Origin of the sequence: Nesiotobacter zosterae (assembly GCF_033843645.1) — a bacterium.
In the GTDB taxonomy this organism is placed as follows: domain Bacteria; phylum Pseudomonadota; class Alphaproteobacteria; order Rhizobiales; family Stappiaceae; genus Pseudovibrio; species Pseudovibrio zosterae.
In genome coordinates this window covers 1-13,449 of sequence record NZ_JAWXVZ010000009.1, presented here as the reverse complement: position 1 = coordinate 13,449, position 13,449 = coordinate 1, and the positions used below count along the sequence as shown (strand labels likewise).

Annotated in this window: 16 protein-coding genes and 1 pseudogene; 14 read left to right on the top strand and 3 right to left on the bottom strand. The window is 55.3% G+C overall.

The annotated features are described in order from the left end of the window. The 3 genes and pseudogenes from Q3Y58_RS14030 to Q3Y58_RS14020 all read left to right on the top strand — a co-directional run. Complete coding sequence (locus Q3Y58_RS14030; RefSeq protein WP_319622666.1) at positions 1–549, top strand: dihydrofolate reductase family protein; 549 nt, start codon at positions 1–3, stop codon at positions 547–549. Beyond that, positions 549–1,181, top strand: coding sequence for a TetR/AcrR family transcriptional regulator (locus tag Q3Y58_RS14025; protein WP_319622776.1), 633 nt, complete (start codon positions 549–551; stop codon positions 1,179–1,181). Before Q3Y58_RS14030 ends, Q3Y58_RS14025 begins: the two co-directional genes overlap by 1 nt. Beyond that, positions 1,162–1,359 (top strand): annotated as a pseudogene (locus tag Q3Y58_RS14020) (hypothetical protein); the annotation flags it as partial. The gene Q3Y58_RS14025 and the pseudogene Q3Y58_RS14020, both read left to right, overlap by 20 nt. A gap of 3 nt (positions 1,360–1,362) precedes the next feature. Here Q3Y58_RS14020 and Q3Y58_RS14015 read toward each other — a convergent pair. Beyond that, the gene (locus tag Q3Y58_RS14015) at positions 1,363–1,623 is read right to left on the bottom strand and encodes a hypothetical protein (protein WP_274220020.1); all 261 of its coding nucleotides are present in this window, start codon (positions 1,621–1,623) and stop codon (positions 1,363–1,365) included. 257 nt (positions 1,624–1,880) lie between these two features. Between Q3Y58_RS14015 and purB the strand changes: the two genes are divergently transcribed. The 7 genes from purB to Q3Y58_RS13980 all read left to right on the top strand — a co-directional run bounded on the left by purB (position 1,881) and on the right by Q3Y58_RS13980 (position 8,542). After that, positions 1,881–3,209: an adenylosuccinate lyase gene (gene purB / locus Q3Y58_RS14010; protein ID WP_274220021.1), complete on the top strand. Its 1,329-nt coding sequence runs from the start codon at positions 1,881–1,883 to the stop codon at positions 3,207–3,209. Between the two features lies 1 nt (position 3,210). Further along, the gene (locus Q3Y58_RS14005) at positions 3,211–3,594 is read left to right on the top strand and encodes a VOC family protein (RefSeq protein WP_274220022.1); all 384 of its coding nucleotides are present in this window, start codon (positions 3,211–3,213) and stop codon (positions 3,592–3,594) included. Positions 3,595–3,728: 134 nt separating this feature from the next. Continuing rightward, positions 3,729–4,277, top strand: a complete 549-nt coding sequence (locus Q3Y58_RS14000) for an RBBP9/YdeN family alpha/beta hydrolase (RefSeq protein ID WP_274220023.1) — start codon at positions 3,729–3,731, stop codon at positions 4,275–4,277. A gap of 153 nt (positions 4,278–4,430) precedes the next feature. Then, positions 4,431–5,789, top strand: coding sequence for an ABC1 kinase family protein (locus Q3Y58_RS13995; RefSeq protein WP_319622665.1), 1,359 nt, complete (start codon positions 4,431–4,433; stop codon positions 5,787–5,789). 121 nt (positions 5,790–5,910) lie between these two features. Beyond that, positions 5,911–6,195 carry an aa3-type cytochrome c oxidase subunit IV gene (locus Q3Y58_RS13990; RefSeq protein ID WP_274220025.1) on the top strand — a complete coding sequence of 95 codons (285 nt, stop codon included), beginning with the start codon at positions 5,911–5,913 and terminating at the stop codon, positions 6,193–6,195. 153 nt (positions 6,196–6,348) lie between these two features. Beyond that, positions 6,349–7,638, top strand: a complete 1,290-nt coding sequence (locus tag Q3Y58_RS13985) for a hypothetical protein (protein WP_319622664.1) — start codon at positions 6,349–6,351, stop codon at positions 7,636–7,638. A 22-nt stretch (positions 7,639–7,660) separates the two neighbouring features. Then, positions 7,661–8,542 carry an alpha/beta hydrolase gene (locus tag Q3Y58_RS13980; RefSeq protein ID WP_319622663.1) on the top strand — a complete coding sequence of 294 codons (882 nt, stop codon included), beginning with the start codon at positions 7,661–7,663 and terminating at the stop codon, positions 8,540–8,542. A gap of 63 nt (positions 8,543–8,605) precedes the next feature. On the opposite strand, the gene Q3Y58_RS13975 is transcribed toward Q3Y58_RS13980, so the two are convergent. Together Q3Y58_RS13975 and rpsU are read right to left on the bottom strand one after the other, a co-directional pair. Continuing rightward, positions 8,606–9,460, bottom strand: a complete 855-nt coding sequence (locus tag Q3Y58_RS13975) for a tetratricopeptide repeat protein (RefSeq protein WP_274220028.1) — start codon at positions 9,458–9,460, stop codon at positions 8,606–8,608. 169 nt (positions 9,461–9,629) lie between these two features. Then, complete coding sequence (gene rpsU, locus Q3Y58_RS13970; RefSeq protein WP_028481160.1) at positions 9,630–9,854, bottom strand: 30S ribosomal protein S21; 225 nt, start codon at positions 9,852–9,854, stop codon at positions 9,630–9,632. Between the two features lie 809 nt (positions 9,855–10,663). Between rpsU and Q3Y58_RS13965 the strand changes: the two genes are divergently transcribed. From Q3Y58_RS13965 to Q3Y58_RS13950, 4 genes are all read left to right on the top strand, one after another. Next, positions 10,664–10,891: a DUF6356 family protein gene (locus Q3Y58_RS13965; protein ID WP_274220029.1), complete on the top strand. Its 228-nt coding sequence runs from the start codon at positions 10,664–10,666 to the stop codon at positions 10,889–10,891. Positions 10,892–10,986: 95 nt separating this feature from the next. Continuing rightward, positions 10,987–11,790, top strand: coding sequence for a class II glutamine amidotransferase (locus Q3Y58_RS13960; RefSeq protein WP_274220030.1), 804 nt, complete (start codon positions 10,987–10,989; stop codon positions 11,788–11,790). 90 nt (positions 11,791–11,880) lie between these two features. Further along, on the top strand, positions 11,881–13,275 hold the full coding sequence (locus Q3Y58_RS13955; protein ID WP_274220031.1) for an MATE family efflux transporter: 1,395 nt from the start codon (positions 11,881–11,883) through the stop codon (positions 13,273–13,275). Beyond that, the coding region (locus Q3Y58_RS13950) for a hypothetical protein (protein WP_319622662.1) at positions 13,254–13,449 on the top strand (196 nt) is incomplete at its 3' end. The genes Q3Y58_RS13955 and Q3Y58_RS13950, both read left to right, overlap by 22 nt.

The window sequence follows — 13,449 nt, the reverse complement described above, 5'->3', positions numbered from 1 at the left end:
ATGACGACAGGTCACGTTTACATAGCCCAATCTTTGGATGGCTACATCGCACGTCCTAACAACGAGATGGACTGGCTGCTGCGCTACAACAAGGAAGGCGAGGACCATGGGTTTGACGACTTTATCAAGCGCATGGATGGGCTCATCATGGGCAGCAACACCTTCAAGACCGTGTTGAGTTTTGAAGGCGAATGGCCCTACTACATGCCCGTGTTCGTTATGAGCAAGTCCCTAACGGATGCGGACGTCCCCGAGCATTTGCGCGATCGCGTTTGGATCACGGACAAAGAACCTGCCGACCTGATGGACTATCTGGCGCGGGCTGACTGGCTGACCGCCTACATTGATGGTGGGGCGGTTATCGAAAGTTTCATGAGGGCCGGTCTCGTTGAGGACATTCGGCTGTTCACTGTCCCCGTGCTGATTGGTGAGGGTCGCAAGCTCTTCGGCAACATAGGAAGGGACGTGAGCCTTGAATTGCTGAGTACCGAGGACTACGCCTCTGGCATCGTAAAGTCCCACTACCGCATCAAGAAGGACGCCAAGTAATGGTTCGTTCCGTTGGGCGTCCTGCGAAAGCCAGCGCACGGTTAAACAAGCAAATCATCGTTGAGAAAGCCCTCGAGCTTCTTGATGAAAAGGGCGAGGCTGGGGTGACGTTTCGTGCACTTGCGCGGGAGCTGGACGTAACCGCCATGGCAGTCAAGCACCACGTCGGGTCCAGCCTTGGCCTCATGACAAGCCTTGTCGATTTCGTCTACGAGAAGGCGATGGAACTGGAAACCCCGATCGTGGACCTACCATCTTTCAAAGCGCGCATGGAGCTCTACTGCAGCAATGTGTTGGCCCATCCGAACCTGCTTCTCGCCGTATTTGCCGATACTCGCTACTACACTCAGGTGATGCTTAATCTTACTGAGGATATACGCGCGGGACTTCGGGTGATCGGAGTGCGTGAGAGCGATGTTCCCACATTACTCAATCTTCTCGTGGACTACACGAACGGGTTTGCGCTCTCGGCCGCCGCAGCCATGAAGTCGGAGAATGCGGATCAGCTGGCTCGACCTGTCCCGACAATGGACGACTATCTGCGGATGTTGGACTTCTTGTTGGCGCGCTTCATTGAGCTTCCCGAAGCTGCAAACACTGAAGCTTCGTTAGGGCATGGTGTTCACCATTGAGCCAATGCTCAATCAAGGAAGTCGCCGCGTTGTCACCCAAGATGACGGATGGGTGGTTGTGACCAAGGACGGCAAACTCTCTGCACAGTTTGAGCACACTGTTGCGGTTACCGGTTCGGGTGTTGAGGTTCTGACACTGCGCAAGGATGAAACGGTGCCTTTCTTGCTCGCCACCTGAGGGTCAGTAGGAAGTGTTGCTTAACTTCAGGCGCAGGTCCTTCGCGCCTTTCCAGAACAGCGCCAACTGAAGCGCCGCCATTGGTGTGAACACATAAGGCAAGAAAACATAAAGCAGCGACTCGGCAGAGGCGGGCGCGTCCACCAGCAGTATGTAGAGGCCCAAGGCAAGGATCGGCAGAATCTGACCATAGACGAAGATGCGGAACGACAGAGGCAAATCTTCGAAGCGAATTCTAGGCTGATCGATGCGATTGTGCGCCATGTGCAAACCTTGTTTCAAAGCGAATTTCGAGTTCTGTTTCGGAGTCAAACTCTACCGATTCCTTTGATCGACATGCGCGAAAACGGCTGTGGTCGTTAATGAACCATAAAAAGGCCTTATTTTGCTTCCCGCAGATTCACTCTGGACACTTGTAACTATTGCAGTTTTACGGAGTGCACACCCGTTGTGGCCATTGAGCCGCGGAGCTACTCCTGATAAACCCTGCCTGAGAATTACCCTGAGAAACGAGGACACGCATGATCCCGCGCTATTCGCGACCTGAGATGGTCGCCATCTGGTCTCCGGAAACTAAGTTCCGTATTTGGTTCGAAATTGAAGCGCATGCCTGTGATGCTTTGGCGGAGCTGGGAGTAATCCCAAAAGAGTCAGCCAAGGTCATTTGGGAAAAGGGTGGTCCTGCGACCTTCGACATTGCACGCATTGACGAAATCGAGCGCGAGACAAAGCATGATGTCATCGCTTTCCTGACACACCTTGCCGAAATCGTCGGCCCGGACGCTCGTTTCGTTCACCAGGGCATGACCTCTTCAGATGTGCTGGACACCTGCTTTAATGTTCAGCTGGTTCGCGCTGCAGACCTTCTGCTGGCTGACATGGACAAGCTGCTGGCTGCTCTCAAGCGCCGCGCCTACGAGCACAAAGAGACTGTTACCATCGGTCGTTCTCACGGCATTCACGCTGAGCCGGTTACCTTCGGTCTTAAGATGGCTCAGGCCTACGCGGAATTTGACCGCTGCAAAAAGCGCCTTGAGATTGCCCGCGAAGAAATCGCGACCTGCGCGATCTCTGGCGCTGTTGGCACCTTCGCAAACATTGATCCTCGCATTGAAGAGCATGTGGCCGAGAAACTGGGTCTGGGTGTTGAACCTGTCTCCACGCAGGTGATCCCACGTGACCGCCACGCCATGTTCTTCGCGGTTCTGGGTGTTGTCGCTTCCTCCATTGAGCGTCTTGCTACTGAGGTGCGCCACCTGCAGCGTACCGAAGTTCTGGAAGCGGAGGAGTTTTTCTCCAAGGGGCAGAAGGGCTCTTCTGCCATGCCGCACAAGCGCAACCCGGTTCTGACTGAAAACCTGACCGGTCTTGCCCGCATGGTGCGTTCCTATGCCTTGCCAGCCATGGAGAATGTGGCGCTGTGGCACGAGCGGGACATTTCTCACTCTTCCGTTGAGCGCATGATTGGCCCTGATGCGACGGTCACTCTGGACTTCGCTTTGGCCCGTCTGACCAACGTCATGGAAAATCTCGTTGTCTACCCTGAGCGCATGATGGGCAATATGGACCGTCTTGGCGGTCTCGTGCACTCCCAGCGCATTCTTCTTGCTCTTACGCAGGCAGGCGCTTCCCGTGAGGACAGCTACCGTCTGGTGCAGCGCAACGCCATGAAGGTATGGGATAGCTATCAAACCTCAGGTGAGGCTAAGGTAGACTTCCTGAGCGAACTGCTCGCAGACGAAGACGTGCGCAACTACCTGTCTGAGGAAGCGATCCGCGAGCGCTTTGATCTGGGTTATCACACCAAGAACGTGGACGCCATTTTCAAGCGGGTGTTCAAGGAGGACTAAGATGAAGCTCTATGGTCTCAGAATTTTCGTCGATGATTTGACTGCCGCGAAAACCTTCTACATCGAGACCATGGGGCTTAGCCTCCACTGGGAATTGCCTGAGCTCGGCGCCTTTGGTGCCGCGCTCGACAACGCAGAACTCATCGTAGAGACCGCTCAGGATGCGGAAGGGCGGTCTTATGTCGGACGCTTCGTGGGCGCGTCTTTGCAGGTAGATGATATCTACGATGAATATGATCGGCTGAAATCCCTCGGCGTACATTTTGAAACCGAGCCGGAGGAGCAGGAATGGGGCGGCGTTCTAGCCCATTTCAAGGACCCGAGTGGTAACACGTTGACCTTGCTCGGTCCCTCGCGTACCGGCGGGACACCAACGCCGATGTAAGTACTCTCTGTTCAGTTGTTGAATACTGTTGATGGCGCTGCATCTTTCGCGGTGCCTGCCGCTTGCACCTGCGCGCACTTCGCAATATCTAGGTCGCAACCGTTGAGAACACGCACGTGACGCGAGGCAGCATCATGAAGATATCTGAAGCAGAGGTTCTGATCGTTCCGGGCTGGCAAAACTCTGGTCCCGATCATTGGCAGAGCCGGTGGCAGGCCAAGCTGTCTACTGCGCGCCGTGTAGAACAGCAGGACTGGGAGCTGCCACAGGTCGAGGCTTGGGTTGATCAGCTTGTTGCAGACGTGGAAAAAGCGACCAAACCTGTGGTTCTGGTAGCTCATTCTCTGGGGGTTGCAACTGTTGTTCATGCTGCACCCAAGATCGCGCCTTGGGTTAAAGGTGCCTACCTGGTTGCTTGCCCGGATGTCGACGACAGTTCGCGCGTGCCAGAATGTTTGCGCAATTTCGGCCCGCTGCCTACCGCTGCCTTACCTTTCCATGCTCATCTCACGGCAAGCCGTAACGATCCCTATTGTACTTGGGAGCGGTCGGAGCAGTTGGCGAAGCTATGGGGCATCATCCTGCAAGACGCGGGAGAGACCGGTCACCTCAATGAGGAAAGTGGCCAGGGGCCGTGGCCGGAAGGCTTGATTTCCTTCGCGCATTTCATGAAGGCGCTTTAAACACCTCATTATTGCTTTCAAATACGCACACCAGCCGCTCATCGTGGTTGCCTGTTACGTAGTAAAGCCTATCTAAGCTGATGAGTTTTAAGGTTTAGCAAGGCATACTGCGTCTCCGCTTGGAGATAGAGCAGCAGAGAATCTGGAGTGCAAATGGCAGTAGAACGGGATCGGGAAGGTAACCGCTTCAGCGCCCGCGTTGGACGGTACGCTCGCGTCGGTGCCAACATGAGTGGGCTCGCCGCCAAAATGGCGGGGGCTCGCCTGTTCGGTGCCGAGATCGACAAGTCCGCGAATGCTGCCGAAATTCGAGAGGTTCTCGGTAATCTCAAAGGCCCCATGATGAAGGTGGCCCAACTACTTGCGACCATCCCTGACGCCGTTCCGCCCGAGTATGCCGCCGAGCTTGCCAACCTCCAAAGCAACGCGCCGCCGATGGGGTGGGGCTTTGTAAAACGCCGCATGCGGGCTGAGCTGGGTGCGGGCTGGCAGGAAAAGTTTGGATCCTTTGATCATCAACCTGCTGCGGCCGCTTCATTGGGTCAGGTCCACCGTGCCAGTGACCATGCAGGGAAACCGCTGGCTTGCAAGCTACAGTACCCGGATATGGACAGTGCCGTTGAGGCTGACCTTTCCCAGTTCGACATGTTGCTCGCCCTGCATCGGCGCATGCGTCCGGCCATCGACACCGCCGATATCGGCGAAGAGATTTCCGACCGTCTCAGGGAAGAGCTGGATTACACTCGTGAGGCCCGGCATGCTGCTGTTTATCGGCACATTTTCGAGCAAGATCCTGAGATCAACATTCCGTCAGTATTGCCGGAACTCTCCACACGGCGGCTTTTGACCATGTCATGGCTCTCCGGTCATCCGCTCCTGAGCTACAAGGAGCATGCGCTGGAAGAGCGCAACGAGATCGCACGTATCATGTTCAAGGCGTGGTGGTCGCCTTTCAGTCACTACGGTGTCATTCATGGGGACCCACACCTGGGCAACTACACCGTCTTTGAACAAGATGGCCGTCCTGTCGGCATCAACTTGCTCGACTTCGGCTGCATCCGCATCTTTCCGCCGGGGTTCGTTCAGGGCGTCGTGGACCTTTACCTCGGTCTGCTGGAGGACGATCAGGCGCGGGTGATTTCCGCCTATGAGCGCTGGGGGTTTCAGGGGCTGACGAAAGAGCTTATCGAGATATTGAACATCTGGGCTCGGTTCATTTATGGGCCGCTTCTCACGGATCGAGTGCGTCCGATTGCTGAGGGCATTTCGCCCGGTGCCTATGGCCGCAAAGAAGCGTTTCGGGTGCATCAGGCCTTGAAAGAGCTGGGACCCGTGCGGGTGCCCCGCTATTTCGTATTCATGGACCGTGCAGCAATCGGCCTGGGCAGTGTGTTCCTCCATCTCCAGGCAGAGCTGAACTACTTCCGGCTGTTCAACGAGCAGATTGAGGCATTCGATGAAGCTGTGCTTGCCGAAAAGCAAAGTGACGTTCTGAAAGCCGCCGGGCTGTAACATCACCAAAGCGACCTAAGGTTATCCCGTCTCTAGTGCGTCAATCGAAAGGCGCGTTGCATTATTTCTCGATTTGGTGCTAATAGAATTATTAGTAATATTACGTGTATGGGGAGGTCTTATGGCTGACGGGAGCTCTAAGGCAATGGACTACAACGAACATGAGAATACCTACGAAGGTTTCATCAAGTTTGCAAAGATCGGTTCGGCGATTGTTCTGACTTGGGTAGTGTGTCTTGCGGTCATTGCTTTCGGTGGCACTGCAGGCTCCGTATTGGGAACGCTGCTCATCATTGCAAGTTTTGCAGCGGCAGTTGCCGGGGTGGTGTCAAAAAACAGTCCGATGACAATGCCCGGCGCAGTATTTGTTTTGTCGATGGTGGCCTTGCTGTTTACAGCCAGCTAACGCGACACACGAATTCCTCACGTGTTTTCAAGAGCCACGGCATTTTGCTGTGGTTTTTGTGTTTGGGAGCCCAACTCTGGACAAGAGCCTTGGTATGCTCAAAGAGCGCCGACAAAGGCTGTCGCTGCAAAGCTTGGAAAGGATGAACGCGCCGTGTTTCGGTTTCTAGGATTGATGGCTTTGGTCGCCATGTTAACCGGTGGCGCGTGCGTGATCCCCCAAGCATATGCGCTCTCAAAGGCGCAGGGTACCGTCGAGCCCTCCTTCAAGCAGGTCTTGCTGGACGAGGGCATTGATATTTCCGGCCCGGGCTATGAAATCCTTGCTCCTATTGAGCGGTCTGGCACGCTATTCTCCTTTCAGCTCAAAACGGACTTCGGCACCTTTCCTGTACGTGGAACAGCCTTGTTGCGAAAACGGCTCAAGGAGCTTGAGGCTTTGCGCCGACTGGAGCGGACCGATTGGGGCGCGCTTGCCGGAGATGGTGCTGTTGAAGCCGTGAAGCGGCCACTGTCCTTTCTTGGTGATCTGGTGCGCAGCCCGGTTGATACTTTGAGCAACAGCGCTGAGAATTTGGGGCAGCTTGTTGATGGAACAGTGAAGACGGTCGCCGGTGAAACACCGGTTGCTGCTGGACCTCAGCGCGAGGACGAGGCTACCTCCACCAAGATAGCGGCAGCTGTCGTGGGGCGCGACCGTGCACGCCGAGAAATCGCCGTGAAGCTGGGTGTCGATCCATACACAACGTTTGCGCCGCTTTCGGCGGGGCTGGATAAGGCCGCGTGGTCGTTCGCTTCGTCCAACCGGGTTGTCAGGCTTGCGACAATCTTTATCCCAGGCGGCGTGGGAACGGCTGTAACCGGTGTCATGACTTCCGCCGGCATTCAGGAGATGTTGGTTGAGAATCCAACCATTTTGAATGAGCGCATGCGTGAAGCGCTGAGCGACCTTGGGGTTTCACCTGAAGCCACGCGCGCGTTTCTTGGGCAACGGGTTCTGACGCCGGCTGAAAAGCTTGTTTTCGTTGCAGCCCTGCAGCAGCTCGGCCCAGTCCCGTCGCTGGACGAGCAGGTGCAGCTCGTCGCGCAGGCTGAGCACACAAGCAGCGCGTACTATATGGTGATGGCCGCGTTGATGGCGGTAAACTACCACCAAGAACAAGAGCCGCTCATCGAGTTCAAGCTGCTTGACGGCGTGCCATATGGCCGAACAGCAGCGGGCAAGGTGGTGGTCTTCATTGCTGGTGATCGCATTGGCTGGGATTTGGCACAGCGCATTGCCTTGATTGAACTGCAAGGCAAACTCGAGAGAATGCAGCCGGTTGGCGAAATCGAGTATCGCGTTTATGGTCTGGCGCAGGCGTCGCTTCATGAAGCGCTGTGGGATCGCAACGCCTTTATTCGGGAACGCGCACCGCTGGCAGGGTCACTTGAATTTCACTAGTTTATCAAAAAAAGGTCGTGCCATGAGGCTCGCTCGTCTGGCGCTTGCAGGGGTCCTTACCACCCTTGCGACCAGCGCTCTGGCATTTTCCCTCGGCCCCTACAAGGATCCATTGTTTGCCTATCCGGGAATCCTTGATCAATCCGCTGATGGGTCGCTGGTGGTGGTGGATTACCAAATTGAGCGGGACTTGCGGGGGCGAGATCAGGTTCCAGAGCGGCGTGTTAAGAGCGACTATGTCTCACACAAGCCGAGTTGGTCGGAGCGCGATACCAGCGTCACCGTCAATGGGCAGCGGCTTGCGCACATTCGTGTTGGCAAACCCAGTGCAGAAACGCGTGTGATTACGCTGTACCTTCACGGGAAAGGCGGGAATCGCCATCAAGGTGCCAACGACAACACGTTTGGGGGAAACTTCAACCGCATCAAAAACCTCATGATCCGCAATGATGGGGTGTACATCTCTCCGGATTTCAATGGCTTTGAACAGCAGGGCTTGAACGAGATTGCAGGTCTTATTGCCACCTACAAGGCAGAGGCTCCCAACGCCTCTGTGTTTGTGGCCTGTGGTTCGATGGGCAGCCTGTTATGTTATCGGCTGGCGCAAAGTCCGGACACCGCCAGCTTGGTGGACGGGTTGTTGTTTTTGGGCGGCGCGACCGATGAAACGCTGCTCACCAGTGCAGCGGTTAAGCGCCGGGTGCCGATTTTCTTCGGTCACGGCTCCGAGGATCGGGTTTATGACTGGACCCGCCAACATGCCTTGTTTCTCAAAGTGAAGAAGTTGCCCGGCGCGTACCCAGTTCGGTTTGCGCTGTTTCAGTCCGGTTCACATGGCACGCCGATACGCATGCTGGATTGGCGCAGGACCCTGAACTGGATGCTGGCTAACCCGCCCGGATAGCTGGCATTTGGCGCGCCTTGCACGGCGCATGGAACAGCGCCGCGACTTTACAATCGTGATTCTTTAGGAAGGAACGTTGCCGCCAACGCGGTTCAGCCCATCACGCGCAAGCTGGTTGCTGCGAGACAGCTGTATGGCGCGCATATAGGATTTGCGCGCTTCAACCATTTCGCCAAGCGCTTCTTCTGCGCGGCCCTTGTTGGCCCAAGCGGCATCAGAGCGATTGTTGAGTGCGGTGGCAGCTGAGAAATCCTTCAATGCGGCCTTCGGGTCATTCAGCGCCATGTAAGTAACGCCGCGCGCAATGAGGGGAGAGTAGGCGCGTGAGTTGATGCCGATCGCTGTAGAGAAGTCGTTAAGCGCTACCTGGTGCTGGCCCTGACTTTGGTAAATCAGCCCGCGATTGTGGTAGGCGCGTGCGTTGCCGCTGTCGAGGCGAATGACTTCGTTGTAGTCACGCAGTGCCTGTGTGTTCTGGCCAATGGCCCGGAAGGTATTGCCTCGGCCATTCAAAGCCTGCACGTAGTCTGGCTGGATGTTCAGCGCAGAAGTGTAGTCTGAAATTGCCTGTTGGTTGTTGCCCTTGCGCCGCTCCGCCAGAGCGCGGTTGGAATAGGCTTGGTAGTATCGTGGATTCAGGGAGATTGCCTGATTGAAATCGGCAATGGCATCGTCCAGTCGACCCGCTTGCGCATAAGCAATGCCGCGGGTGTTGTAACTTTCCGCATTCTGAGGATTGGCTTCGATTACTTCTGTCAGGGAAGAAATGTTTGCCGCAGAACCAGCCGCCGGATTGGTTGCCACGTTGTCATAGACGAGGCCGCCTGTTTGGCAAGCTGCAAGGCCAGCAAGCAAAAGCCCAGTACCCAACACGTTGCCAATTGGTTTGTGTTGGCGAAGAATAGATATAAGCCGCATCCGGCCACCCTCTGTGTGAACCACCAAGAGATCTCAGTCTCTCAAATCCCGAGTGGAAAGGCTATAGGCAAACAGCAAACGGACCAACCGGTTTTTCCGGTGGGTCCGTTTTGAGAAACTGTCATATCTGCGGACCCCGATTCTTTATGAAATCAGGATCGGGCCAGTCTTAGCGACGACCCTTGCCTACCAGCAGACCTTCACGCTGTGCGCGCTTACGGGCCAGCTTGCGAGCGCGGCGAACTGCTTCGGCCTTCTCGCGGGCTTTCTTTTCCGATGGCTTTTCGTAGTGGCCACGGAGCTTCATTTCACGGAAGATGCCTTCGCGCTGCATCTTCTTTTTGAGCGCCTTGAGCGCCTGATCGACGTTGTTATCGCGAACGAGAACCTGCACGCGTATATCCTTATGCTGCATACGCTGGAGGTCTTGAAAAAGACATCTCCCGCGCTTGATTATCGAGACACTGATGAAGAACGATGCGCCCAGCAGTGGTTCGGCAAAGTGCGAACGTGCACCGCTAATGCGTCGCCTGATGTTGCGCGTTCCTAGCAGAATGGATTGTGTCTGTCCACCGTGAACAGGTGGATTCAGTGCGATTTAATTGAAGCCCCACTTAGCTGGGTGCGTCAATTTTAGGTAAGGAGCTCCTTGGGTGGGCTATTTATTTCACCTCTGACCAAGATGGAAATGATTAGAGATGGAATAATATTTGACTTTAATAGTATTCGCCATCAATATTACTTAGATATCGTGCAAATACTTATGTGCAAATCCAGCGAGGCTCCCCAGCTCCGATCTCCCCTTAATCTCGGGGATTTGTGAGACAGCTTCATGAAGTATGTAGCCTGTTTTGTGGAATTGACGGCCTCCGTCAGGGGATTGGCATCCGTAAGCCTCCGTAGAAACTGAGGTTAATCCAAAAAAGACTCAATGGAGCGCTGGGGATTTCTGTCTGCGCGCGACTCAGCAAACGGCCTGACACGAGGATTGAGTAGGGCGCTCACCCGCATTGTTGAGGGTGGATGCAAGGAAGCAGATTGGTTTGTCGCTAGCGGTTTGCCCAAATTGACGATTGCAGCTGCGCTCTACCGTTTGACGCGGTTGCCAGTTGTTGCCTGCCACTCCTATGCACTCAGAACTAAGGGGGCGTGTGTCCGTGCTGAGTTTAGTAGGCTTGAATTGACGTTTCAGGAGGGGCTGTTGTGATCGCATATCTTATAAAGAGTTTTAGAGACCACCCCGCATCTGTCGGGGAAAGCTACTTTGAGCATGCTGCTTTCGCCGGTCGAACCGGCGTGCTGCTGATAGCCGTGGGGCTGGCTGCTTTGGTGCATGCGGTTTTGCCGTTTGCCTTTGAACGCACTGCGAGCCGCACCATCCTCAGATTGGCCGCTCGTTTCCACAATCGAACGGGAACTGGCGATAACTGACTCCGGTACGCAAGTAGATGTAGCTGTAGCGATGTTGTTATCCTAAAACTGTGGGACGGCAACAAAGCGCGCGCTGCATTTTCGGAGAACTTATAATGTGTAGATGGTTGGCCTATCGCGGAGAGAGCATCTTTTTGGATGACCTGATCTCGCGTCCAGACCATTCACTCATTGCTCAGGCGCGCCGATGCACCGAAGCCAAAGTAGATACCAATGGCGATGGGTTTGGTATCGGCTGGTATGGTGAGCGCGAGGTGCCGGGGCTTTACCGGGATACCCAGCCGGCATGGGGAGACGACAACCTCATGCGCTTGGTACACCAGATCAGATCAGGTCTGTTCTTTGCCCACGTTCGGGCCTCTACAGGTACAGCGACGTCACGTGCCAACTGTCATCCGTTTGCTGTTGGCAAGTACATGTTCATGCACAACGGCCAAATTGGCGGCTATGACAAGGTGCGGCGGCGTGTTGAGAACCTGATCAACGATCACTACTACCAGTTCCGGCAGGGTACCACAGACAGCGAGGCGCTGTTCCTGGCCATTCTGAGCCATGGTTTTGAGGTTGATCCTTACGGCGCCGTTCAGCAGGTCTTGAAGAAGGTTCGAGCGCTTATGACCGAGGCGGGTGTGACCTGCGCCTTGCGTGTGACTGCAGCTATTTCCGACGGGGAGCGGCTTTACGCAATCCGTTATTCGAGCGATTCCATCGTCCCGAGCCTTTATTATCGTCTGTGCTCCAACAATCTGACTGTGGTTTCTGAGCCGCTTGATGAGACAGCGACAGAGTGGCATGCAGTTCCCTCTGGACATTTCCTCGCTTTTGGTGGCATAGCAGCTCCCAGCTTCATGCCTCTGGACATTGCCCCTGCGGCCCCCGAGGTTTTGACCCTCGCTTAAGCGAGGCAAGCCATCTTCATTTCCGCAAAGCTTCTGTGCTGTTGGTCCGTTCGGCGGCAGTTTTGCGGCTCACATTTCTAGGAGCAAGATATGACGCCGGTAGAGTATGCCAGCGGCAAGCGGCATGGCTTTTCTTCGTGGCTCGCTGAAACGAAGGCAATGCTGATTCTGGGTGTGCCATTGATTGGTGCGCAGCTTGCTCAGATGGCTATCAATGCGACCGATACCTTGATGATCGGCTGGTTGGGTGCAACAGAGCTTGCGGCGTCTGTTCTAGCACTGCAGCTGTTCTTCATGACGTGGCTTGCAGGCCTTGGCATCATTCAGGCAGTAATGCCGCTTGCCTCCCGTGCTGAAGGGCAGGGCGATGTCCGCGGTGTGCGCCGCGCAGCGCGCATGGGTATCTGGATTGCTGTGAGCTACACCTCTTTGGGCATGGTGCTGCTTTGGCATGGGGAGAGCATTCTGCTATACCTCCAGCAGGACCCAGAGGTTTCGAAAATCGCTGGTGAATATTTGCGCGTTGTGCAGTGGTCGATGTACCCATCGCTCATCGTTGTCGCGCTACGGTGCTTCCTGACTTGTATTCAGAAGGCACAAATAGTGTTGTGGGCGACGCTCGTCAGCGCGGTGGTGAACGCCGTTTTGGACTACGGCCTGATCTTTGGTCATTGGGGCTTTCCGGAAATGGGCATTCTGGGGGCTGCCATAGCGTCCATTGGTACTGCAATCGCCTCTGCCGTTTTCCTTGTCGTGTACATTCTCTGGGAGCCGAAGGTCAGAACCTATGATGTTTTCGTGCGCATTTGGCGTGCGGACTGGGGCGCGTTCTTTGAGATTCTGCGTTTGGGCTGGCCGATTTCTCTCATGCTGCTTGCTGAGACGGGCTTGTTCGGGGCTTCTGCCTTCATGATGGGATGGATTGGCACGCTTGAGCTGGCGGCTCATGGCATCGCAGTTCAGTTGGCAGGCATTGCCTTCATGATTCCGGTCGGCTTTTCCAACGCTGCAACGGCACGTGTTGGTCAGGCGCTTGGCCGCAATGATGAAGATGGGCTGCGTCGTTCAGGTTGGGTTGCCATTTGTCTCGCGGGATTTTTCGCCGTGATCGGTTCCATGCTGTTCTGGCTGTTCCCAGAAGCGCTGATCGGCTTGTATCTCGATGAAAGCAATCCGTATGCAGCTGATGTGCTGCGTCTAGGGATCCCTCTTCTTGCAATTGCTGCACTGTTTCAGCTTGCTGATGGTGTGCAGGGCGTGGCCGCAGGTGTACTGCGCGGCATGTCTGACACCACAACACCGATGATAATTGCCATCATTGGGTATTGGGCGATCGGCTTCACCATGGCGTATGTGCTGGCATTCCCGATGGGGTATGGGCCGGAAGGTATTTGGGCCGGACTGGCGGCTGGGCTCATGTTCTGCGCGGTGGTCCTGACAGTCCGTTTTCACAAGCGCAAGGAATGGAAGCTGGTCCGGTTTTAAGCGGCGCGCTGGCTTTCAAAGATCCAAGAAAAAGGCGGCTTTTGAAGCCGCCTCAGACTGCTGACAAAGTGATTGAAAGTCCTCGCTTTATGCGGGGACTTTTGATTCAATGGGGTATGTTGAAGAAACCCTCCCCCCAGCAGACCGCTTTTGAGATGGTCAGTCTCGAGAGTT